This is a genomic window from Ensifer meliloti (genome assembly GCF_030064585.1).
GTDB classification, from domain to species: Bacteria; Pseudomonadota; Alphaproteobacteria; order Rhizobiales; family Rhizobiaceae; genus Sinorhizobium; species Sinorhizobium meliloti.
In genome coordinates, this window is record NZ_CP120364.1 from 1401777 (window position 1) to 1425629 (window position 23853).

A 23853-nucleotide genomic window follows, 5' to 3' on the forward strand; every position below is an offset into this window, starting at 1 on the left:
CCAAAGTTTAAATCCGGTGGAACAGACGCCCACGTTTCGAGTTTTGTCGGAACACGTCCGTGTGAAGGAGGAAGGTTTGTGCCATGTCGCCCTCAACTTCATCTGTCCATGTCGTAGCTCCGGATGAGCACATTCTAACGGTCCAGGAGGCATTGGAGCCTTTATACATGAAACTCGAACAGGAGGCGGAGGCCAAGCTGCTGCAGGCGGCGGTGTCTGCAGGTTGGTCGGCCGAAGAAGCGCTCCAAGCGATCGACGAATTAAAACGCCATGAGCTTGAGTCAATAGCCACCCACCACTAGAAGTTTCCCCTGAACAACTCAAGGCGGTGATGCTACGTCACGATGCTCCCGTGCGCGTGTCGTTGCTCATGCCCCTGCCTAGTACGCTCATTTCACTTGATAGCCCTGGGCGGGCGGCAGCTGCACTGCAGGCATGCAAGACCATCCTCGCGCGTGAGACGTTGCAGGATCCAGATTAGCTGCTCGGGCATTCGCGGCGAGTTGACAGCGACAGGGTGGCCGGCGGTAGGGACTTGAGAAGTCCAGCCGGCCAAAGAGTCTGCTTTGTTGAGCCGTCATCGCGGCGGCGTCCAGGCGCTTAGCGTATGAATGTACAATATTGCTGCCTCGGGCCGATTCATGATCCGGCCGGGATCAAGGATCCGATCGAGCCGCGTTACGAGACGCGACTAGCGGCGCCTCTGAAACTGCTACTCGAACTTGCTCGAGGCTGATCGTCGGGGTCGAGTAGCAATGTTGACGGCGGCACGATTGGCTTTGCGGCAAGTGCCTTGAGGTCTTCGGCGAGACCAGCAAGTTGCGCCGCCAAATCCAGGAGATCTGAAGCGGCGCACTGTGCCGCACTTTCCAAGAGGTCCGAGGCAGGTTCATCGGCGTTTTCGCGGTCGCTCATGTCCATCTCTCATCAGTGGGGTCGCAGTCAATCCAGACGCCCTCTGCCGCAGTGAAAATTGGGCCAAAAGGGCCAAGGTCCGTCGCCTCGTCGGAAGCGGCGGACCTCTAACCATCTACCTACGAAAAAGACGGCTGCGAACAGCAAATCACGGAGAACGACCTCTGACCATTCGCCTTAAAGGCTTAATCGCGTCGCCCCTTCTGAGCCAAATCATCCAACAAAAAACAATCAGGAGAAGCCGACGAGCGCCATCACCGCTCAGCCGCTCCTCAGATGTCGCAAAACCCAAAGCAATGAGAGCAACCTCGCGTCCGTGTTTGTGGCGCTGGGCAAGTTTGGAGAGCGTTTCGGCACTGACTGCCGCATCGGCGTGCCAAATGCTTCGCCCGGTTCATGCATGAAAGCGGCGACTTAAATCATGAGGATAGATCTGGGACCGACGCCCCCGCAGCAGCGCTGTGACACCAAGACCCATCTCGGCAACACGCCGGGGAAGATGGAGACGGCTATCTCTGCCGCGGCCGCACAATGCATGAAACTGACCGGCAAGGACAACTATCGTCAGTACCGAAGCCGGTGCTGCGCCACCGGCCTTGAGACCGCAAGCGGACCACAGCAATTGACTCGTGTAAAGCCCACACTTGCTCCGTCCGAGCTAGTTCCGATTGGCTAAAAGCCAACCTCCTCCGCCTGATGTAAAATCAGAATGTTCTTAAATGAGAGGGGCGGCTCATGTCGAGGGGAACACTGTGCGCTCTGACGGCGCTGGCCATGTCGTTGGGAACAGTTTTCGGTTCGGAGGGCAGCACAGTCCAAATTCCCGGCCACAAGTTCAAGACCGCAAAGAACTGTGAGCGCACGGCGCCTGTTGGGAAATTTGACCATAAGTGCGACATTCCGATTGTCGGCTGGCGTGGTGCCGAAAGCCTTTGGTTGCCGAGCGTTGCTCAAGGTGCCCCTGGCGGGTTCGGTTTTTAGAAAGATCGAAGCGTCGCTAGCGCCTCAGTTGAGCTCCGTCGCGCTGGCTGGCCTCGACCCGCGAGGCGGGGCTGGAGCGCAAAAAATGGTAGGAGTACCTCCTATCGATAATGGCGGCGCCACGAGAGGCGGACGGCGCCACCGCCCCTTCCTCGCGAAGAGCTATCCTTAGGTCAGGAAACGCCGTTGAACAATTCCGCTCGAACGTTGCTCCTAGAAACACGTATTGCAACGATGGACCGGCTCCCGGTTGTCGTAATCGGATTTGCAGTCGGTATGTCTTAGTTTATTTCCCACTTCATTAGACTTTGGTATTATACCTTGGTTGTCCACTGCTTTGGGAGGAGCAAGTATGGAGCGCGTTGAAGCTGACAAGCTTCCCAAACGTACCTCTACTAAGGTCTGGAATGTTCAAGAGTTTTGCCGCCGGCAGAACTTATGTCAGAAAGAAGAATGGCGCTTGACCCGCCTCTTCGGCCGGTTCGCCACAGCCAGCGAGCTCCTGCACAACGCCAAGCGCGCTCCTAGGTGGAGATATTGAAGGTTCGCTCCCGTGTTAGCCAGGTCGGTTGATACTCAGAGCAGAGCCAATTCGGCTGCGCCCGTCCGACGGCGAAGCCGAAGCCTTGGCGTTTCGTGCAGCCCGGGTGCTCGCAATAGTAGAGACACGGCCGGCTTGGTGGTGAGGCTTCGCGCCCCTGTTCGTCATTCTGGATCGGTCCCCCGTCTCTCACACGGGCTCGAAATGATAGCGCCCGATAAGGCCGAGTGTATGCTCGCCATTTCCTCGCGCGCGCTTTTTGCCGTTAACCGGTTGCGGTCGCGCGCGGCCCTTCGCAGTTCAAGTGTTCAAGTGGGCATGCGTAAAGCCTCTCCGCACCCGAAAGATTGCCCTCAAGGATCCAACGGCGCTTGTGCACGGGGATCCTCCGTACGGACAGGTGTTTGCTTGTACCTCTGCAGGATGGCCGGTCAAAGGCACTGCGGGAGAAAACGCTCCTTTGGCTCGTTGGAATCTTAGATCACGCTTTTGACCGGGTCTCATTGTCTGACACACCTGCGTACAAGGCAGAATCCGCTTTGCAAATACGCGAAGCCAATCGACACAATCGCGAAACTACCTGACGGCAGAGGCGTTCTCGTCCTGTGCATTAACAATCAGGAGAAATTCGAATGGCCGACGACAGCAGCACTACCATACGAGCCACTTTCAAGACTCGAGAAGCAGCGGATCTCGCCGTCGAACATTTGGTTCAACAGTACGGCAGTCGGCGACAGACCGTAACACGGCCGGTTCGCGGCCGTCGGGCGGCGACGCCTCTCATGAACAAGGCGCTCGTAGCGATGCACCGCTCGAAGGTGAGATCGAGGTCTCGGCGGATATTGCGTCTAATCAGATTGCCGCTGTTCAACGCAGCCTGGGCGATGCCGGCGCGATCCGTATCTCAAGCCGCTAAGTAACCCGGAGCCGGTAGGAAATTCCGGCTTCGCTCTGGAGGGTCGACAGAGGAGACGGAGGTCGTCGGTCAGGCCGGCTGCGAAGATATCGTCGCCTGAATTGTCGGCGGCCTTGTTCGCCAACTGCCTTGAAAGGCTTACCTACGCAACGACGGCTTTTAAGCCGCTTTCACACGGGCCTGGCCCGAGCCACCACTTCGATGCCGCCCACTTGGACTGCGTGATGCCAAACCCGCATCTGACGCGGTTTACACGTTCAACCTGCCCCGCCCCCTTGCGAAAGCTTTGCGTGGCAAGACTATTGCGATGGTAAGGGCCACTGGAGGCCTCAAGCGTCTCGAAACAAGAGGAAAGGAAGGACCCGGGACGCTTGAACGGACGCGTGAAGCGAACGGGAGGCGGCCTTCCCGCGTTTTTGGCATTATGGACGAAGACCTGAATGACAACGCTCCCGCGCCACGTGTTGGAGCAACGACTGAGTTGCCGCACGACAGGGTGACGGTGGCCCGGTTTAGGGAAGCGTTTCCTCGCGCTCGCTGGAGCGACAGTCTGAATGCCTGGTTCGTGCCCGGCCGCACAGCTCGAAAACGCATCAGTCGCTGGCTGGCCGAAATGGAAGCGGAAGCCGACGCGTTTGCCGACGAGAAGGGCAGGGACGCCTTCGCATTCGATCCGATCGAGAGCCGCTATCTCAAGGCAGCACCTGCGTCGTTCGAAATCCGTACACCCTGCTCACGCACCGTCGTCAACGAGATCCGGGAAATCCCGTATGTCGTCGGCTGTGGACCGTGCCTTACCGCTCGTTCGACGAGCTCCGCCGTCGGTGGCCAGCCATCGAGGCGGCCGCTGAGCGCAGTGAACCGGAGACGAGGAAGGCGCGGCGTGAGGCAGTAAGGGGAACCGAGGAAAACGAGGCGCTTAAGGCAAGGACGAGAGAACGCCGCTGCAAGCGATATCCGGTTCCCGCCGACGATCGCCCCCCCCCCGCTCGCGCGTGCAATCGGCACGCATGTCGGCGTCGTCTTCTTCATTGGCACGGAGGGCGAGCTGGTGGACCCAGCAACGATGAGCGCGTTCTATTTTCCCATGAACGAAGGAGGGGAATATGTCTGGGCGTCATGGCGACCGGGAGCGCTTGAGGAATTGGTAACAACCTGGCCGGCGCGAACGCCGCCGGGACAAGACGAACTCAACCGGGGCTGGTGGATACCGACGCTGGAGGAGCTGCGAAATGCGCGGCGCGACGCCAAATCCAGGCGGCGCGCCAGGCAGCGTCGGGATGGAAAGGTTTAATCCGGTGAGCGCACAGCAGACGACCCTTAAGGAATTTCAATTCCTGTCGCCGCTTGAGCCACGCGAAATCGTCGGACTATGGAGAGGGCGCGGCATCCCGACAGGGCATCCGCTCGACGGCGTTTTGGAAAACCTTGGCTGGTTCGGCAAGCGGTTTAACGCAGACATGCGCGCGGATGCGCTGCTGTTTTGGTCGGCAAGCGGCGGTTGATCGCCCTTGATCCCGGGATAGTACCGCTTCGCCTCCATAAGATTGGCAGAATGCGCATTGCGAGAAACTTGTTCTCGCATCTTCAGCGCGGACGACTTCGGCGAAAGGGCCCGTTGCCTCCCTCAGAACGATGCCGTTTAGCGGCGTTGCGAGCGCGGCAATGCTCTACGACGATCAACCGATTGTCGATTATTTTCGCCGAATTGATCAACACAGGATCATGGGAGCGATGACGATCAGGGGAGACGAGCGCATCTACTTTTTCGAACTTAAGCGGTTGGAAGAACCTTGGGCCTGGTGGCTGCCATTACCGGGCGGTACACGTATCTGGTGGACGTTCCAGCGGACTCCACGGTCCGGCGCGTAAACTGCCCGAAGCAATTCCAGGCTCTCGCCCAAGTCTTCTTACTGCAGGTTGAAAATGCCTTCTGCACAAGATCTCCAATGCTCATCCCGTATGGTGGGGAGATCTGCGCAGTGTTTTTGCCGCGCTGGCGAGATGTCGTGATTTAGATTGTCGCTGGCACGAAGGTGCATCTGACCTGCCTGCCGTCGATATGCGCCGCAAGGTTGACGGTCTGTCGAGCGAGTTTTGACCTGCCACGGGTAATTTCCTCCAGATTGGATTAGAGTCCGGCCTAGTAGAGGACGGACGCATGAAGAAGCAGAGATTTACGGAAGAGCAGATTATTGCGGTGCTGAAGGAGCAGGAGGCTGGCGCGAAGGTGGCCGACCTCTGCCGCAAGCACGGGATTTCGGAAGCGACATTTTACAACTGGAAAGCCAAATGCGGCGGCATCCAGCATCTGCTCGCTGAGCAGATGCTGGATGCCGCCGCACTCCGCGAGCTTCTTGCAAAAAAATGGTAGGGCCCGCCGCCAAGCGTGAAGCCATCACGCATCTGAAGGCCGTCATGGGCCTCTCGGAGCGGCGGGCCTGCCAGATCATATCCGCTGATCGGAAGATGGTGCGCTATCGGTCCTGCCGATCGCCGGAGGTCGAACTGCGGGCAAGACTGCGCGACCTCGCCAACGAGCGACGGCGTTTCGGCTATCGGCGGCTGTTCGTCCTGCTCAAGCGGGAGGGAGAGCCGTCCGGCGTCAACCGCATCTACCGGCTGTACCGCGAGGAAGGCCTGTCGGTGCGCAAGCGGAAGGCCAGACGGCGTGCCGTCGGCACGCGTGTGCCGATACTGGTCGAAGCGAAGGCCAATGCCCGTTGGTCATTGGATTTCGTCCATGATCAGTTCGCCTGCGGAAGAAGGTTTCGCGTGCTCAACATCGTCGATGACGTCACGCGCGAATGCCTGGCGGCGATCCCGGACACCTCGATCTCCGGTCGTCGTGTTGCTCGCGAACTGACGGCACTTCTCGAGCGGCGCGGCAAACCAAGCATGATCGTCTCCGACCACGGCACGGAGTTCACGTCGAACGCCATCCTTGCCTGGTCGAAGGAGCATAAGGTCGAGTGGCACTATATCGCGCCGGGAAAGCCGATGCAGAACGGTTATATCGAGTCCTTCAACGGACGGATGCGCGACGAGCTGCTGAACGAAAGCCTGTTCTTCGGTCTCGATCATGCCCGCAGCGCCATCGCCGAATGGGCGGACGATTATAACCATTCCCGACCGCACTCATCGCTCGGATATCAGACCCCGGCAAGCTATGCCGGAACCATCGCCGCAACCGGCTCCAACGCTGCGCAAGATGAAGGCTACGCGTTTCCGCCGGTTGCTCCCACCGCGCCAAGTGGCGTATCGAAAACCGCCGAGGCTCTAATCGCCGCTGGATGAAAGTTCAGTGGCAGGTCAGTTTGGCAACACGGTGAATGCCGTATTTTCTCGATCACGAGTTTGAGGAGTAGCGGGGTGTTCTCCAAAATAATAAGCCGGAGCGGCGAGACGGTTTTTTGCTCGTCTGCACAGCCTGAACGGGAATGACTCTAAAAAAGGCTTGGGCGGCGCCGTCTAGAGCAGACGCTCTGCGCGAATTCCCAGCGGCTGAGCCCGATAGCTGCAGGTCGGACGCCCAGTTCTGATTCCTGACTCCTGTTTCTTGGCGTGTGCGTGGGTAGCCGGCGCCTTCATGGGCCTTTTTTCGCCGACGCTGGTTAGCTCTTAGTTTTTGACGCGACGACGACGTAGATGGCATCTCCAACCGTGACAACGGCGTCAGCCGACTCGTCTGAAATTTCGATATTGAACTCGTCCTCGATCATCATGACAATTTGCGCCACTTCGAGAGAATCGGCGCCGAGGTCGTCGACTATGGACGCGTCGTCCGTAGCGCGGGCAGGGTCGACACCCAACTGCTCGATGATGATTGCCCTTACACGGGTTGCAACGTTGGAGTTTTCCATCCGGTGTCCCTTGGAGCGAGAGCACATTTGTCTCCCAGCCGTCGCTGCTCAGGTGTCGTGACGATGCCGTCAAACATAAACGTCGATTTCCCTATTCCAAGACACACGTCGTCGCAGGGCACTGTTCCCATCAGTAAAATCGGGCCTCAAGCGGGTGTTTGCACTACCGCGAGGCCCTGACCGAAACGAGCCGACAGGAGGCTCGAATGGCTGAGCGATTCAAAGCATGTCCCACTGAAGACTGCAAGCTTTCGCCTTCAAGAGATGAAGGATGCCGGCTTACCTTAGTCAGAGTTCGCGCAGGGCGGTCTCAAGGGAATACAGGCGTCATCAACGACGATGCGGCTGAGACAGGCGTCAATGGGCGCCATCGCGCAAGCTGATGCCCAGTAATCCAATATTGTAACCTGCCGCGTGCCCGCAAGGTTCCGGACACCGTCATCTCCTAAATGATGCCCGCAACAGAAGCGAGGCGGGGGCGCGACTTTGCAGTCTTCAAAGTCGGAAACGGGAGCGCAACGCCTTCCTATTGGCTTCCTGATGAGCGGCGCGCTTAACATGCTTCTACAAAAGGTGAATAGGCGATACCGGGCTTACCTCGAAGATGGTAGCGATGCCTCTCATTCGGTAATTGCCAAATGGCGCGCCACATCACTTAATTCGAAGGTTGGGTGATTAGACCTTGCGGCTGCATATTATTTTGAGGAGATGAAACGACATCCACCGTCGCCGGAGCGGAACAGCATAAATGCAGGAGCGTGTGACGTTCCCCTTTTTCGCGAACCCGATCGTCTTCGATGTGGGCATCTTGAAAGACGCGGTTTGCAACTTTGCCGACCAATTCGGCCTTAGTGGATGGGGGACGATTTGCTTTCGGGTCCGGCTGCATGCGCCATCGCCTATTGGATCAAGCGTGGCCGGAATAGAGCTGACCCATTGGGACAGCAGAGGACTCCAGTTCCAAATGTAAATCGTGGAGGCAACTCGCCGAGACGTATGCCCGCGATCCTTTTGGATGTCCTCTTCAGGACCATCTACTGGCAAATTGTATTGATTCTTTGATCTACGATGAATTTCGGGAGGTAACGGTCCAAGGGAATAAGCCGAGCTCGCGCAAAAAAGTCTATTTTGAAGTTCCGCAGGCATTGCTGCCTTGGTCCGTGCAGTTCTTTAGGAAACATATCTGCTTAGCGGTACCAGAGGGAATCGGCAATGGCTTCTTCAATACCAGATTTAGGGAAAGTGCCGGCATTCACGCAAGAGCCGTACCGCACGCAAAGTGTCTCGCCAGCGGCAAACGAAGAGGAAGAGCAGTCACTCGAAAACGCGGACAAACCGTGCTTGCTTGTCCTTGATAGTAGGGCGTTAGGTCGCGAATGCCTGGCCAGAACCCTCATTAATCACGGTATAGGCATGGATGTTGCCCCTTTCGGATCGGTTGACGATTGGCGGGAGATGAAGGGCAACCGTCCCCCCATTGCAGCGGTCCTACTCAATACCGGTGCCCGCAAACTCGGTGACATCGAGACAGAAATTCCTCGGCTCGTATCCGAGTTTCGCCCCGCACCCGTCGTTGTCCTGTCCGACAGCGACGACATTGCTCAAATCTTGCGGGTTCTTGAAAGCGGCGCGCAAGGTTATATTCCCACATCTGTCGGCGTGGACGTGTGCATTGAAGCAATCGGTTTGGCGATAGCGGGCGGCGTATTCGTGCCGGCAAGTAGCGTTCTCGCGGCACGCCACCTGATCGCGACTGAGAGGCAGGAAGTTTCGCCGCTAGCGGGGATGTTCACCGTACGTCAAGCGGAAGTGGTCGAGGCGCTGCGAAAAGGCAAGGCAAACAAGATCATAGCCTACGAACTCAACCTCCGCGAAAGCACGGTCAAGGTCCATATCCGCCATATCATGAAAAAACTCAAGGCTACCAACCGAACCGAGGTAGCTTGCAAGCTGAACGGCCTCTTTTCAGGCGATACACTCACCTCCTGAGCCGCTTAGTCTGTTCATGCCGATTGTACGCGCTTGCACAGGGTGGCACTGATCCAAACAATTGGGCAGGACTGCGCGATCAGCCCTAACGGGGCGACCAGTGCGTTCATCGAGCGTCCTTGGATGGCCTGGTCAGCCGCGATGAGGGACGGCGATCGGGCGATGGCCTTTGTTGGTCATCAAAATCGTTGCATTTAGCTACACATTTGCAACGCGCTTTGCGCGTGCAACTCGATCCGAACCGGTCGTTGCGCCAAGGTGGGCGAACGGAAGTGTTGAGGAAATCGGCAGGCCGTCGAAAAATGTAGGGGACCGAGGCTGCGACGGCGAACAAGTTCTTTGCCGAATGTGACAGCCGGCGCGGCGCTCCGCCTTTTCGGCACATCAATGAGTGGCGGGTCGGTAAGCCAGAGGCGCAGGCTGACCAAGCTGTATGGTGCGCAGTGTGGCATCTCTGCTTCTACGGGCATTCACTCTGCTCGTCGAGATCACGGCAAGAGCAATGAAGAAAATCATGCCCGGATCGGCACTCCCAGCACCTAAAGAGCCTGCGGCGACGGAACCCAGCGCGCAAGCTTGCACGCTCGATACCACCGCATTTGTTTCGGAATCGATGTGCCCCTTTAGGCTTCCCATGCCCCTGAGTATGACCAGTAGAAGCGTCACCATCATAACCCCGCCAACTAGGCCAAGCTGCGAAGCCACCGCAATCGGCCAGCTCGAGGCACGCGAACTGCCCAAGCCGACGCCGAGACCACCCGTCTCGACGAAAGCCTGGAGGCTCTTAATATTCCAGTAGGCACGCTCCTGACCGGACGCGGAACTGGCTTTGTTGAGAACCATGGAATCGATCAGATGGACAAAAGGCGCGAAGAATTCTTCATCGTATAGCACGATTGCCAGGACAGTGACGGCTGCGAGCGCAAGCAACGCGATGATCAGGATCTCGTCCTTGTCCATTCGGCCGGACAGAAACGACCACCAGATGGAAAGGGCCACGGGAATGCTCAGTACGGCTAGGCCGACATAGGCAACGGAAGACGTGGAAAGAAGCAAGAGGACGAGTAAGAGGAAGGCCAGTGCCTGGGCCACGCGCGATTTTGTCTTGCGCCAATAAACGTAACAAAATGAGAGGCAGACCAGTGAGCCGCCGCCGAAGGACGATGCCTCGGATGCGGCCCCAGTGATGCGCCAAAAGCCATTTTCGATGACCTCGGTAAGCATGGCGTAGCTGGCCGTGCGGATCGGCCACAAGATATCGCCGGCTCCAGCGATCTTGCCCAGCAAATCAAGGAATCCGAAGACGACGTGAACACTACACCACAGAAGAAATCCGCGTCGGATACTCTCCAATCTATTTTCCTGCAGGAGTAGGACGCATAAGGCGATGGCGGTGATGCCGCCCAGAACAAAATATCCGGTTTGGGTAATGTTGCCCGAGACCGGCGCAAGCGGAGCCTCGATGACCCCGCGCCTCATAGCTGCCTGAACGAATACGCTCGTCTGTCCCGCAAAGAAGCGCGGAAACAACCATGCGCCGACCACGGCATAGAGCATCAGGCCCGTGAGCACCCAAACCGGCCGAATTTTGCCGAACACGTGACCAAGGTCCCGCCACATGCGCCGTCTGCTGACAACTGCCGTTATCAAAAGTGCGGCGAAGAAGGTGTAGATGAGCGGCGACGAGCCTCCAATCGCGCTGAGAGTCATAACTGCAGTGGCACCGAAAGCCAGCGAGACAATGAGGCCAATGATCAAGGGAGCGCGGCAATAATAGCCGATTACCAATATCCCCGCACAGATTAAAAGGCCGACGAACGAGATCTGCATGGGCTGCCGGTTCCAACTCTGCAACGCAGACTGAAGGCAGGTGAATTAATCGCAACTTGCCTCACGCAATCGTTGGCAATTGTTACGCGAAATGCAAGGGCGCCAAACGGAGTAAGGACCTGCAATGATTTGGTAGGACTTTTCGCCTCAGGTCACCTCCGACCGCCGAGGTCTGCGGACGACGAGCCCGCCACCAAACGCCACTACACCTCAGCGAACCTATGCAAATATGCCGATGGTTGCGAGGTTGCTTCCCCCGTTGCCCCTTTCTCCTGGTTCGCGCGACATGCGATGGTCCTGCGAAAGGAGTGGGAGGGTTTACGCCCTCCCCAAAATGGAGAGATTTGCCTTCATCCCCCAGACCGCTAGCCTGATCGCACGCCACACCGACGGAATTTGGTAAGTGGCCGCGGACTTGCATGTACCAATCGGATCGGGCGAAAAGCACACGCCGTAGGAGATGATCCGCGCACATGCAATTTGACCTCCGAGATCCAGATTCCCGCGAATGTCCGAGGATCCGAGATGACTTCGCTAGGCAAAAAGGTTGTCAGCAGCGCGGCATGGGCAGCCGTCGAGACATGGGGGCGTCAAGTCGCCATGTTCGCCGTCTTCATCATTCTGGCTCGCCATCTAGGTCCGGAGGAATTCGGCCTCGCCACACTCGCCATGGTCGCTCCAACCATTCTAGCAACGGTGGTGACGAGAGGGATACCTGATGCACTTGTCCAGCGCGCGGAGATCGAGCCCATTCATCTGGATTCAGCGTTCTGGCTGCTTGTTGCGACCGGCGCAACGCTGAGCGCTCTCATCTGGGCGTTCGCCGGAGTGGTCGCCGAGCTCTTCAGCGAACCGCTTCTCGAGGGCCTCGTGCGCTGGACCGGCATAATTGTCGTGGTTCAGTCCTTGGCGGCAGTTCCAACAGCGGTCCTCAAGCGTGAGCTGAATTTTCGCCTCTTCACACTGCGCACACTGACCGGGACGGTGGTCGGCGGGACCGTGGGTTTGACCACGGCGATCGCCGGCTACGGCATGTGGAGCCTGGTCTTGATGCAGGTCGCAAAAGCGATTGTAGAGACAGCGGTTATTCTTCTCGGAAGTTCATGGCGGCCCCGTATGGCGTACTCTTACGCGCGCTTCCGCGAATTGTTTGGGTTTGCCGGCCCCATTATTGTGCAAACTCTATGGACTTTCGTGAACGAAGAGATTCCAAAAGTCATACTTGGCCTGTTTCTCGGGCCCGTTGCTGTTGGCGTTTACGCCATCGCCCGTCGCCCCCTTGACCTTTTGGGGGAGTTCCTACTCGGTCCTTTGGCGGCGATAACGATGCCCGCCGTGGCCAGAGTCCAGCGCGAACCGGACAAGATCGACCACTTCTTTAACACGAGCGTGCGGATGGCTGCAATTGCTGGCTTTCCCGCCTTCGTGGGCTTTGCCGCGATCGCGCCTGTCGCCGTTCCCTTGGTCTTTGGGCCACAATGGGCAAGCGCCGTGGTCGCCGTCCAGATCCTCATGATACTGGGATTGCAGCGTACGATCGACAGCTTGTGTGCGTATACGATCCTTGCGCTCGGCCATTCGAAATTGGTCCTGAAACTGAACATGACTTATACTCTTTTCTGTCTCGTCCTGCTCACCGCCGCAGCACAGATTAGTCTGGAGGCAGTAATTGCTGCGCTCGTCGCCTGCAACTTGCTCCTGCTGCCGGTCTTTCTCTTCTACGTACAGCATACGGCTCATATCGACGTGTCGAAGCCATTGACAATCTTCCCGAGATTGGCAGGCGCGGCCGCACTCATGTTCGCGATCGTTAGTGCATGGTCGCTGGCCGCCCCGGATGATCTTCCGCAGGCTGTCACAGTGGCAGCAGGGATTGCGATTGGCGCTCCCATCTATATTGCCGCAGCCGTCCTGCTGGTGCGCGCGGACCTGATCAAAGCTCGCGACATGCTTCTAAGCCTTCGCGAATAGGAGCAAACCCGATCATCGGGGAAATTGGCAGCGCTCTCACAAGCGCACTGACAAGGTCGCCGCGGTTTCCCGGTAACTACCTCAAATCGGCGGCTTGTCAGAATACAATTCGCTGACGCTCAAACGCAGCCTTGCAGTCGGGCAGTTTATGCCTTTACCACATTAGGGGCGCTCACATGGAAGCGTGCACAGACATTTCTGGTGTCGACCACCAGCTTTGCACCTTCAACGACGGTTCTCCAATCAATGGCATCATGATCTGTCGTAATGACAACGGCATCAAACGAGGCCAGGCGGTCGGCTGAAATATCCACCGAGCGCCGACCTGCTAACTCGGCATACTCTCTTGTGGCGGGAATCTCAGGTACGTAAGGGTCGTGGTAGTCAACAACTGCGCCCCGTTGCTCCATGAGGTCGATTAGCCGTAGCGACGGGCTCTCTCGTGTATCCCCCACATTCTTCTTGTAAGCCATCCCGATCAATAGGATCCGAGATTCGTTCAAGCCGCGGTGGGCTCTGCGGTCCAAAGCCTCCACAAGGCGGTCAACAACGTAGTGCGGCATGTTCGTGTTGACCTCTCCAGCTAATTCTATGAAGCGCGTTGCTACTTCGTACTCGCGAGCCTTCCATGTCAGGTAGAACGGGTCGATGGGGATGCAGTGGCCGCCGAGACCCGGTCCTGGGTAGAACGCCATATATCCGAACGGCTTTGTCTTGGCGGCTTCGATCACTTCCCAAACATCGATGCCCATCCTGTCGAAAATGACCTTAAGCTCGTTGACCAAAGCAATGTTCACGGAGCGAAATATGTTCTCTGTTAGCTTGACCGCCTCCGCGGTTGCGGTTGAAGTCACGGGGACAGTCCGCACGATAATCTGGTTGTACAGTGCCTGCGCAACTTCCAATGAAGGCGGATCGTCGGCGCCGATCACCTTGGGAACACTGGTGGTAGTGTGCACTTCGTTTCCGGGGTCTTCGCGCTCAGGCGAATATGCAAGAAAAAAATCCTTTCCAAGGACAAGGTTCGTCGCTTCCAGCAGCGGCCGCACGACTTCTCGCGTCGTGCCTGGCCAAGTCGTCGACTCTAAGACGACAAGTTGGCCAGGACGGAGCCGCCCAGCGATCGCTCTCGCGCTGTTTTCGACAAACGATAGGTTTGGCTCCCGATTTCTGGTAAGCGGGGTCGGAACCGCTATCAGGATCGCATCAGGCATGCTCAACTCAGAGAAATCGCTGGTAGCGCGAAACCGCTTGGCGTCAACAGCCTGTTGGATGGCTGGGCCAGGCAGATGCTTTATTCCGCTTTCGCCGCGGTTGAGCAACGCGACCCGCGACTGGTCGATGTCGAAACCGATAACCCTGAACCCCGCCTCAAGCGAGCTCATCGCGAGGGGCAATCCGACGTATCCAAGCCCCATGATGCCGATCGTGTAGTCCCGCGTCCGGATGCGGTTCAGCAGTTCTTCGGCATCAGGACCAATGTTCACATGTTGCATATGCTTTCGTCCCACTGTCGAGAATGGAGCAACGTCTCAATTATTGCAGTGAAGTAGTTCCCGGCAATGAGCAAATTGGATGTATTCTGCCAGGCGCTCTTCATCTCAATAAAGTTGAGTTGCGCCAAAAGGAGAACAGTCGAAATGCTTATCCCACCGAAGTTGTCAAATAATTCATTCGCTGCGACACTCGATCTCGATCTCGAGCGCAGCAAAGAGCCTTGAAGATTCTCCGCTTATGAGCGGGAAAGGCGTGTTGTGGATGGCGCCGACGCATCTGCGGCCTACATCGGCTGCTGCCACAGGTGGGATGATGACACAGTCAATTTTGATCACTGGAGGTGCGGGCAACATCGGCAGCGCACTCACTCGCGCCTTGGTCAAACTCCCTCAGACCCAAGTGGTCGTGGCTGACAACCTGTCGACCGGCAGTCGCGGAAAAGTAAAAATCGACGCCGGAAACCTGACCGTCATAAAGGCCGATGCGAACGATTTCGACGACATCTCCTCCTTGTTCTATCGCTTCCATTTCACCCATGTCTTCCATTTCGCGGCTGTCGTCGGCGTGCAGCGCACCTTGGCAAACCCGTTACTCGTACTGCGCGACATTGCCGGAATCGAGAACGTGCTGAGACTGTGCAAAAACACGGGCGCCGAGCGTGTGTACTTCGCTTCCTCATCAGAAGTTTATGGCGAGCCATTCGAGATTCCCCAGAATGAGAACACCACGCCGCTGAACTCGCGCCTGCCATATGCTGTCGTGAAGAATCTTGGAGAAGTCTATCTACGCACCTATCAGCGTGAATTCGGACTCCCCTTCACGATTTTCCGCTTCTTCAACACCTATGGACCACGCCAGAGCGAAGATTTCGTGCTGCCGCGATTCGTGCGTGCTGCACTTCTCGGTGAACCTCTGACCATTTACGGCGAAGGTTCGCAAACGCGCACCTTCTGTTATGTTGACGACACGGTTGACACGTGCATTGCGGTGCACCGAACTCGCTCGCACGAGAACGATGTCATCAACGTCGGCAGCGATCTCGAAGTGAGCGTTCGACAACTCGCCGAAATTGTCATCGGCGTGCTGGGCTCATCGTCGAAATTGGAGTTCCGTCCACCGCTCACAGAGGGCGACATGACGCGCCGGTGCCCTGACACGAGCAAGATGAAGGCACTCTTGAACCGTCCCTTGGTTCCACTCGAAGAGGGCATAAGGCGCCTTGCCGAACACGTCTCCAAGTCGCAAAGCTCTCATGAACTCAGAAAAGTCGCGTGAGCACACGTTGGGGGCATGAATGAAGCTGGTCTATGTCGGGCAGCCCTACGATAGACTTTTCCCGCCAGTCCAGAATTCGATCGGGCTGATTGTCTACAATACCGCGCTTCATCTCAGTAAAAGCTTGCACATCACGGTTTATGGAAGACACTACCGGGACGACAGAGTTCCCGCGGACCTGCCATTCGCTTTGCGGCGAGCTCCGGTACGGTGCGACAGGCTGCTGCAAAAGGTTATCCGCGAATTTCCTCGCCCGGCGCGTTGGACGCAACTGGACCGGAAGGCCGACGACCATTCCCAATATAGGAACGAAATTCGTCGTTATCTGGCCTTGGACCGGCCGGATGTCGTCCATCTGATGAACTATTGGAAGTGGAGCCGGGCTCTAAAGGCGCCCGGCTCATCTCATAGGCTCGTGCTCGAGATGCAATGCGAGTGGTTGTCGCAGCGTGATCGCGATCAGGTGGCCGCCCAACTTGAGGTGGTGGATGCCGTGGTCGCCGTCAGCGATCACATAGCCGAAACATTTCGTTCTGCATTCCCGGACTATCCCGGAGCTGTTGCCTCCGTCGGTAACGGCGTCGATGTCTTCCATTTTCGACCGAGCGAAGCGGGAGCATCAGGTGACGCAAGAACCGGGCGTGTAATCCTGTTCGTCGGGCGAATATCACCAGAGAAGGGACTTCACACGCTCGTAGAGGCCTTCAGTGAAGTCGCGCTACGCTTCCCGGACGTGGAACTGCGTATCGCTGGGCCCTATTCTCCTCTCCCTGTTGACTTCCTGACCAGCCTCTCGTCAGACCCGCGGGTCTTAGATCTCAACCGTTTCTACGACCAGTGGAACAGATGCAGATATCAGCAACACCTGGACGAACTCATGGATCGCCACAGGCTACGGCATCGGATCCGGTTCCTTGGCAATGTGTCCCACAAGGAACTCGTTGCGGCCTACCACGACGCCGATATCGTGGTGAATCCGTCGCTCAGCGAGAGCTTCGGGATTTCTGTCGTGGAAGGAATGGCCTGTGGAATTCCGGTGGTGGGAACGCGCGTCGGGGGTATGTGTGAATCCATCCTGGACGGACATACCGGGATGTTGGTGGAGGCCGATGCTCCGGGCGAACTGTCGCAGGCACTAATCACCGTTTTGGATGATCCCGCCCGCGCAAGAGGAATGGGGACCGAAGGACGCGAGCGCGCCGTCGCGCTTTATTCGTGGGAGGCGCGCGCGGAGCGGCTAAGGTCCGTTTATGAGCGGGTGAGCAGGTGAGCACAGCTAGTAGCTAGTCACCCGGAACTGTAATTCGTATCATTAATTAAAGTAGTTCTGAAGGATGATGCGATGGTGGGCCGGGTGGCGGACGAGGTTGTTCTGAGCGCGGAAGAACGAGTCTTCCTGGAGGCGCAGGTTCGACGACACAAAGCGGTGCGGTCGCTGTCGGACCGGTGCCGGATGATCCTGCTCTGCGCCGAGGGCCTTCAGAGCAAGGAGGTCGGCGCGCAGCTCGGGGTGCATGAGCACACTGTCGGTGGCGGCGGCGTTTTGTGAAGGACCGGATCGAGGGCCTGACCGACGAATATCGTCCTGGCCGGCCCCGCACGGTGTCGGACGCGCAGGTAGCCGAGGTGATTGAGCGCACGCTGAACAGCACGCCGAAGGATGCCACGCACTGGTCGATCCGCAGCATGTCCGCCGAGATGGGTCTTTCGCACACAACCATCCGCCGGATCTGGGCCGCGTTCGGCTTGCAACCGCATCGGAGTGAGACGTTCAAGCTTTCGACCGACCCGCTGTTTGTCGACAAGGTTCACGACATCGTCGGGCTCTACCTCTCGCCGCCGAACCGGGCTATCGTATTGTGCGTGGACGAAAAATCCCAGATTCAGGCGCTGGATCGGGAGCAGCCGGTGCTGCCGATGGCACCGGGTGTCGCCGAGCGGCGAACCCATACCTACACCCGCCATGGCACGACATCACTGTTTGCTGCGCTCGACATTGCGACCGGTGCCGTGATCGGCAAATGCTACAAGCGCCACCGGGCGACCGAGTTCCTGGACTTTCTCAAACAGATCGACCGGCACATGCCGGAGGGGCCGGACGTGCATATCGTCATGGACAACTATGCCACCCACAAGACACCCAAGATCAAGGCCTGGCTGGCGCGCCGCCCGCATTGGCATGTCCACTTCACACCGACCTCAGCAAGCTGGATCAATCAGGTGGAACGCTGGTTCGCCGAACTGACACGCAAGCAACTGCAACGCGGCGTCCATCGCTCCACCGCTGATCTGGAGGCGGACATCGCCGCCTTCATCGAGGTGCACAACGAAAACCCCAAGCCCTACAAGTGGGTCAAATCCGCCAACGAAATACTCGCATCCGTCAAACGCTTCTGCCAGAAAAGCCAGCAAAAACAATGTGCCGAACTTTAGATTCGGGTGACTAGGTCCAGGTTTCGTTTCCTCAATCCGTCCTATCCAATACTTTGAAATTAGACGTGTTTTCCTTAAAGGCCTTCCTGAAGGGCTTCAGGCTTGCTGAAAAACGTATAGGTGTGTCCGTAACTTGTGTCCGTCCGATGCTCGCTCACACCCAGCGGGGGAAATGAAGTGCGCGTAAAAGCCGCAAGCGTCGGGCTCTCCGAGGGAGGATAGGGCCGCAACTCGTCGATGTCGTTCCAGCCGAGAACGAACCAGCCGCCGGGGCGCAGACAACGCCAGCATGCCCGGAACGAGGCTTCAGCGTCGTCGCGCGTTTCAATTGCCGTTTTCATGAAGACGCCATTGCAGATAACCGCATCGAAGTAATCGGCGGGCCTATGCCGTTCAAGGTTCCTCAGAGCATCAACCATATGGCGTCGCGCACCGAAGCGGCGTTTATTGGGATCTATGTCGATCGTCCAATATTCCTTGCCGCGAAACTTCGATTCACAAGGCTTCGTGTACCACTCGCAGCCGACAAACAGGACACGTTTTACAGCAGGATCGTCGCGCAGATAGGGGAGAATAACCGTCTCGAGGAGTCGGCGGTCATCGGTGAGATGAAACGTACTGATGTAGCGAACCAGGTAGGGCGCGCGCGTCCGAAGAAGGTCGCGCACCGCATTTCGCGCTTGTCTGTACATGCTTTTCTCCGCCTCCCGTCATATCCCGGCACCTGGCGCGGTTACATTGCTTCCGCGAGCAAATGTTGGACGTGCCAAGACTGCTCGGTATAGGACGGCGGCAGTGCTGCGAGAACATAGCCGGCCGATGTCAGAAGCGCGGCGATTTGGCGAGCCTTACGTTCAAGACCCTCGCGCGTCGCGTCATCGATTTCGTAGATGATGCTCGGTCGATGGGCTCGCAACGTTTCCGTCATGCCGCGAAGGACTTCGATCTCGGCACCTTCGACGTCGATCTTGACCAGCGACGGGGGCCGCAGGCCGTGCCGGGAGATCGCATCGTCAAGTGTTGTCACATCGACTTCGAGATGGCCGTTCATATCGGGTGGTGCCTCGGCCGAGGCGAGTGCGGCCCCCCCGATGTGGCGCGCCAAAAGAAGCTCTGCGCGGCCGATCGTCGCCCCAACCGCCTCGGGGAACACCCGAATGGCGTCGAAGCCGTTGAGCTGCGCGCTTCGAAGGATCGCGGCGGCATTCCTCGGCACCGGCTCAAAGGCGTAGACTTGGCCTTCTGTTCCGACCCGGCGCGCAGCGATGAGGGAGAAGAAGCCGATATTGGCGCCAATATCGAAGAAGGCGTCACCAGGCGCCAATTTCGATGCAATCGCCTGTTGGATTGGCCGCTCATAGGTACCGCGCCCGAATTCCGGATCGGCATCTCTCGAGACCAGCGTCAATCCGGCGGCCTCTCCCGTGGCGACCACACGTCTTTCCGAAAAAGCGTCGAGCAGCCTTGAAACCAGTCTCATGGGCCCATTCTCCGTTGCGTCGGCAAATCATTCCTGCCTCGGCTCGGAAACGGAGCCGACTACCTTGAGAATGGCAAATCCGCAAAGCTCCATCGAGACCTACATCGGGTTGGTGGCAATACGCCGATTGATTGACCGGTGCATCCCCCACAGTGAAACAATACACCCTATCGTCGTAACTGGCCGGCTTCAGGGGCCGACGGCATTTGCTCGACCGCATCATTACGCCAGGCATGGATGGCGCCCGGGGCGTCCCATCCGATCGAAACGATGTCGAGATCGCCGTCGCCGTCGAGATCGACCGCGCGCGCGCCGAGATGGCTTTCGAAACCTTCCCCGATCAACTGCTCGATAAAATTTCCGCCGCCCACATTGCGCCAGACCGACATCCGAAGCGCGCCGCGGTGCTCGGCCATGACTAAGTCCAACCTGCCATCGCCGTCCATATCAGCGACCGAAAGGCTGTTGAGTGAGCCCCGCGAAGTGATTTCGTGCCGCCCCCAATTGAATGAGCCAGTGGCTGGGCCGCGCCACCAAGAGGCCCTCGCACCGTCAGCGGCGCCGTTTTCCTCCGTCACGACGATATCCGGGTAACCGTCGCCGTCGAGGTCAGCCGCTGCCACCCGATCCGGGTAAAACATTTCTGGCACTTTCGCGATGTCTCGTCGCTGCCAATCTCTCGAACCATCGCCCGGGTTGCGCCACCAGGCGACCTCCTTGGCTTCCCCCGTCGAGGCGACAAGGTCAATTAGGCCATCGCCATCGATATCGGTGAAGGCTATTCCCTCATCGGAGGCCTCTGCGCAGATGCGCGTCCTTGGCCAGGGGGCCGCCGGATCATCGGGGATCGTGAAATAGAAGACCCCGCCACCGCTCGAGACCGCCAGCTCCGGAAGACCGCCTTCGACGATCTGGGCGAATACATGGCCTTGCGAGCCAAGGTCATGCGTCGCTGCAGGCACCTCGCCAATCACGTGCTCCTCGAACTTGTGCGCTACGGCATCGACAGTCTCCAGCCAATGTAATTGCAGCGTTTTGCCTCTGTTGCGCTGGGCGGTGGCCTCCGCGCGACCGTCGCCGTCGAGATCGAGGGCTTCGACCGCGTCCAATCCTTCGCCAAGCCGGATCTGCTCCCATCCCTTCTGCCATGGCAGGGGTGGCTGACGGTACCAGAACGGGCCGGACACAATGTCCGTTCGCTCGTCGCCATCCATGTCGGCAAAGGCCAGCCCGAAAGAACGCACATGCGCGTTGGTGATCCGCTGATAGACCCACCTATCGAGCCGACGGATCGGGGTGGGCGGGTCGAGACGGTTGATCCATACCCTGAGGGGCGGATGACCCGCCCAGTTGACGCCATAGATATCGAAATCGTCGTCGTTATCGACGTCCGCGACAACGCCGTTGTGCAAACCGGTATCGTCTATGATCTGACGGGTCCAGCGCGTTCCGCGTCCGTCCCGGTTATAATGGACGGCGAGGGTCCGCTCCTCCGTCTGATGCATTTGCCCGACCACAACGTCGATGTCGCCATCCCTGTCCATGTCGGCTGCCTGTAGCGTGTGAGCACCTGCCACGGCTGGTTGAATGACATGGCGGACCCACCGGCCCGACGGTCCGTTTTCGGCGCGGAACCACGCGACATCAGCCGTGTGCTCTGAGCTCGACGACAGAATGTCGAAACGCCCGTCTTGGTCGATATCGATAACGAGTGCCTTGAATGCCGGGTTGAACGGGCCAACTAGATGGCTCTGCCATCGAGGTGCATCGCGTGCCTCGGCTCCGCCGGGATTGTGCGCCCATACACCGCACAAGACCAGGTCGATATTGCCGTCGCTGTCGATGTCTCCGATCGCCATGCCCTCTTCGCCCAGATTAAAGGAGGGAAAGGCGACACCGACCCAGGCGATCGGCTCGTTCTGGAAAAAGATCATTACTGCGCCGGGCGCTCGCACGACGATATCTAGACGGCCATCGCCGTCGAAGTCGGCAGCCTTAATGTCCTTGCCCCAACCGTCGGCTGCTCCGATCTCGTGGCGTTTCCATTTTTGACCATTGGCCGGGTCTCCGTTCGGGCGCGGATTTTCGAACCAGATTACGTTGACTCCGTCAGGCCCGTCGGCGGTGACAATGTCGAGATCACCATCGTCGTCGACATCGGCAAGCACGCCATCGGTGGTGAACTCGATGCGGGCCGTGGCGATGGTCGTCTTGCGCAGATCGGGACCGTGCCACCATGAGAGCGGATCCTCCGGAAGGCCGCCGAGAACGAAATCGAGTTGACCATCACCGTCAATGTCGCCGACGAGCTTTACATCTCCCGAATGATCGGCAATTTCCTTCCGCTCGAAGGTAAGGCCATTAAGAGCTATGCCTTCGGGATTTTCGTTGCCATGGCTGACCTTGCAGTTTGTTGTCGCGATGCTTACCGCAAGGATGAAGACCGCACGACGTAGGTCGCTAACAATTGACCCGATAGCGCGTGAACACTTCATGGTCTGCAAGCAGCCGCGCAACGAACTCACCGCTTGAGAGATCTGAAAGTGTCTGCCAGTCATCCTTGTTTTCCGAGCGTTGAGTCTGTGAAACATGTGCTGCCAGTGCGTGGCGCTTTACGTCGAGGAAGTCGCCGATCGGGACCAGCGTGTTGAGTGCGGACAGCGCACGCAGCCCGGCGGCGGTCTTGATCGTCTGCCGCAGGGTGGTTCGCCACATGCCGGGAAGATCGCCCCCCGTACGAACCCAGGGCCAGTGATACCAATACCATACCGGGTATTCGAAGACGGTGAGCGGGCGACCATGCCAGCGAAGTGCCGCCCGCACGGCGGCGTTGACAGCGATATGGTCGGAAGGCGGGTCCTTTGCATGAGTGACAAACACGCTTTGCGGCCGCCATCTTTCGAGCAACGGCACGATCGCCTTCGTTATCGCATGAATGTGATGAGATGCCTCCGCATCAGGAAAGCGTAAGAAGGTCACACTTTTGGAGGAGGCGCCGAGACGGTGGACCGCCTCCAGCGCTTCGGCCTCCCTCCGGGAGCGCAATTCTTCAGGACTGATGAGCCTCCGATGAGACGCTGCGCCGTCGGTAACGAAAACAAAGCGGACCTCGACGCCTGAAGCGAGCTTCTTGGCTGCAACGCCGCCGCAACCCAGCGTCTCATCGTCCGGATGCGGCGCGAAAATGACGGACGACGCGGACCAATCGGCTACATCAAAGGGCTTAAATCGACGCCGCATACGGCTATCGAGGATCGTGCAAAGGGCCTGCCTGACGTCCCAGGTGTGCGTGTCCATCATCCGTTCGCCCGTGTTGTTTGCTCGGCGCTGAACATGCATCGTAGCTGAAATCGCCTGCGTCAGGCACACAGTCTTCGTGAGGAGGTTCTTCATGAAAGTGGGTATCTTGGCTGGTGGCTTCGGCACGAGGCTGGCCGAAGAAACAGAGGTTCGACCCAAGCCGATGGTCGAGATCGGCGGCATGCCGATCCTCTGGCACATCATGATGCACTACTCTCACTTTGGTCATCGGGAGTTTGCGATCGCGCTCGGCTACAAGGGTGAGTACATCAAACGCTGGTTCAGCGACTACATCGCACTCAATGGCACCCTGACGGTCAACGCGGCGACCGGGAACGTGAGGCGTCACACGAATGCCGCCCCGGACTGGTCCGTCGATCTCGTGGAGACCGGCCTCAAAACGCTGACGGGCGGCCGCATCAAGCGCCTGATCGACTGGATGAACAACGGTACATTCATGCTCACCTGGGGCGACGGCGTTTCGAACATCGATCTGGACGAACTCGTCGCCTTTCACCGTAGCCACGGCAAACTCGCGACAATGACGGCGGTGCGTCCGCCTGCGCGCTACGGACACATTCAGTTTGACGGCAACCGCGTCGTGGAATTCACCGAGAAGCCGCAGGCCTCGGAAGGTTGGATCAACGGAGCGTTCTTCGTGCTTGAGCCGGGCGTGCGCGATTACATCGGCGGCGACGAAGACATGTTCGAGCACGCGCCGATGCAGGGGCTCGCGGCCGATGGCCAACTGATGGCGTACCGCCATGAAGCTTTCTGGCAATGCATGGATACGCTGCGGGAGAAGCACATCCTGCAGACACTTTGGGACAGCGGGAACGCGCCCTGGAAAACGTGGGAGTGA

Annotated in this window: 16 protein-coding genes and 4 pseudogenes; 12 read left to right on the forward strand and 8 right to left on the reverse strand. The window is 58.2% G+C overall.

Annotated features, from left to right (window positions below):
• Nucleotides 1-83 precede the first annotated feature (83 nt).
• Nucleotides 84-302 (forward strand): hypothetical protein, encoded by a 219-nt coding sequence (locus PZL22_RS06465; RefSeq protein WP_004435756.1) that lies wholly within the window; start codon nt 84-86, stop codon nt 300-302.
• Between the two features lie 376 nt (nt 303-678).
• On the opposite strand, the gene PZL22_RS06470 is transcribed toward PZL22_RS06465, so the two are convergent.
• Entirely contained in the window at nt 679-921 is a 243-nt protein-coding gene (locus PZL22_RS06470) for a hypothetical protein (RefSeq protein WP_284718297.1), read from the reverse strand.
• Nucleotides 922-2248: 1327 nt separating this feature from the next.
• Here PZL22_RS06470 and PZL22_RS06475 point away from each other — a divergent pair.
• The 5 genes and pseudogenes from PZL22_RS06475 to PZL22_RS06500 all read left to right on the forward strand — a co-directional run bounded on the left by PZL22_RS06475 (nt 2249) and on the right by PZL22_RS06500 (nt 6650).
• Complete coding sequence (locus PZL22_RS06475) at nt 2249-2437, forward strand: hypothetical protein (RefSeq protein ID WP_284718298.1); 189 nt, start codon at nt 2249-2251, stop codon at nt 2435-2437.
• Between the two features lie 632 nt (nt 2438-3069).
• A pseudogene (locus PZL22_RS06485) lies at nt 3070-3353 on the forward strand (hypothetical protein).
• 424 nt (nt 3354-3777) lie between these two features.
• Nucleotides 3778-4647: pseudogene (locus PZL22_RS06490) on the forward strand (hypothetical protein).
• A pseudogene (locus PZL22_RS06495) lies at nt 4634-5225 on the forward strand (DUF4334 domain-containing protein). Before PZL22_RS06490 ends, PZL22_RS06495 begins: the two co-directional pseudogenes overlap by 14 nt.
• A gap of 289 nt (nt 5226-5514) precedes the next feature.
• Nucleotides 5515-6650 (forward strand): IS3 family transposase gene (locus PZL22_RS06500; RefSeq protein ID WP_284718300.1). Its coding sequence is split into 2 segments (ribosomal slippage): nt 5515-5713 and nt 5713-6650, totalling 1137 coding nucleotides; the frame shifts between segments, so codons are not numbered across the junction.
• A 317-nt stretch (nt 6651-6967) separates the two neighbouring features.
• On the opposite strand, the gene acpP is transcribed toward PZL22_RS06500, so the two are convergent.
• Nucleotides 6968-7216 (reverse strand): acyl carrier protein, encoded by a 249-nt coding sequence (acpP, locus tag PZL22_RS06505; protein WP_284718301.1) that lies wholly within the window; start codon nt 7214-7216, stop codon nt 6968-6970.
• Nucleotides 7217-8428: 1212 nt separating this feature from the next.
• Here acpP and PZL22_RS06510 point away from each other — a divergent pair.
• Nucleotides 8429-9205, forward strand: coding sequence for a response regulator transcription factor (locus tag PZL22_RS06510; protein WP_284718302.1), 777 nt, complete (start codon nt 8429-8431; stop codon nt 9203-9205).
• Between the two features lie 384 nt (nt 9206-9589).
• On the opposite strand, the gene PZL22_RS06515 is transcribed toward PZL22_RS06510, so the two are convergent.
• The gene (locus tag PZL22_RS06515) at nt 9590-11035 is read right to left on the reverse strand and encodes a hypothetical protein (protein WP_284718303.1); all 1446 of its coding nucleotides are present in this window, start codon (nt 11033-11035) and stop codon (nt 9590-9592) included.
• A 525-nt stretch (nt 11036-11560) separates the two neighbouring features.
• On the opposite strand from PZL22_RS06515, the gene PZL22_RS06520 reads away from it, so the two are divergent.
• On the forward strand, nt 11561-13006 hold the full coding sequence (locus PZL22_RS06520; RefSeq protein ID WP_284718304.1) for a lipopolysaccharide biosynthesis protein: 1446 nt from the start codon (nt 11561-11563) through the stop codon (nt 13004-13006).
• A 146-nt stretch (nt 13007-13152) separates the two neighbouring features.
• Here the strand turns inward: PZL22_RS06520 and PZL22_RS06525 are convergent, their stop codons facing one another.
• Nucleotides 13153-14502 carry a nucleotide sugar dehydrogenase gene (locus PZL22_RS06525; RefSeq protein ID WP_284718305.1) on the reverse strand — a complete coding sequence of 450 codons (1350 nt, stop codon included), beginning with the start codon at nt 14500-14502 and terminating at the stop codon, nt 13153-13155.
• 313 nt (nt 14503-14815) lie between these two features.
• Here PZL22_RS06525 and PZL22_RS06530 point away from each other — a divergent pair, with 313 nt between their 5' ends.
• The 3 genes and pseudogenes from PZL22_RS06530 (at nt 14816) to PZL22_RS06540 (ending at nt 18211) form a co-directional block, all read left to right on the forward strand.
• Complete coding sequence (locus PZL22_RS06530; RefSeq protein ID WP_284718497.1) at nt 14816-15778, forward strand: NAD-dependent epimerase/dehydratase family protein; 963 nt, start codon at nt 14816-14818, stop codon at nt 15776-15778.
• Nucleotides 15779-15797: 19 nt separating this feature from the next.
• Nucleotides 15798-17048, forward strand: a complete 1251-nt coding sequence (locus PZL22_RS06535; protein WP_284718306.1) for a glycosyltransferase family 4 protein — start codon at nt 15798-15800, stop codon at nt 17046-17048.
• A 72-nt stretch (nt 17049-17120) separates the two neighbouring features.
• Nucleotides 17121-18211 (forward strand): annotated as a pseudogene (locus PZL22_RS06540) (IS630 family transposase).
• A gap of 74 nt (nt 18212-18285) precedes the next feature.
• Here the strand turns inward: PZL22_RS06540 and PZL22_RS06545 are convergent.
• From PZL22_RS06545 to PZL22_RS06560, 4 genes are all read right to left on the reverse strand, one after another.
• Nucleotides 18286-18903 (reverse strand): class I SAM-dependent methyltransferase, encoded by a 618-nt coding sequence (locus PZL22_RS06545; RefSeq protein WP_284718307.1) that lies wholly within the window; start codon nt 18901-18903, stop codon nt 18286-18288.
• A 41-nt stretch (nt 18904-18944) separates the two neighbouring features.
• On the reverse strand, nt 18945-19691 hold the full coding sequence (locus PZL22_RS06550) for an FkbM family methyltransferase (RefSeq protein WP_284718308.1): 747 nt from the start codon (nt 19689-19691) through the stop codon (nt 18945-18947).
• 167 nt (nt 19692-19858) lie between these two features.
• Nucleotides 19859-22186, reverse strand: coding sequence for an FG-GAP repeat domain-containing protein (locus tag PZL22_RS06555; RefSeq protein WP_324280292.1), 2328 nt, complete (start codon nt 22184-22186; stop codon nt 19859-19861).
• On the reverse strand, nt 22152-23084 hold the full coding sequence (locus PZL22_RS06560; RefSeq protein WP_284718309.1) for a PIG-L deacetylase family protein: 933 nt from the start codon (nt 23082-23084) through the stop codon (nt 22152-22154). The genes PZL22_RS06555 and PZL22_RS06560 overlap by 35 nt, the downstream gene beginning before the upstream one ends.
• On the opposite strand from PZL22_RS06560, the gene rfbF reads away from it, so the two are divergent.
• Nucleotides 23083-23853, forward strand: a complete 771-nt coding sequence (gene rfbF, locus PZL22_RS06565) for a glucose-1-phosphate cytidylyltransferase (protein ID WP_284718499.1) — start codon at nt 23083-23085, stop codon at nt 23851-23853. The genes PZL22_RS06560 and rfbF overlap by 2 nt on opposite strands.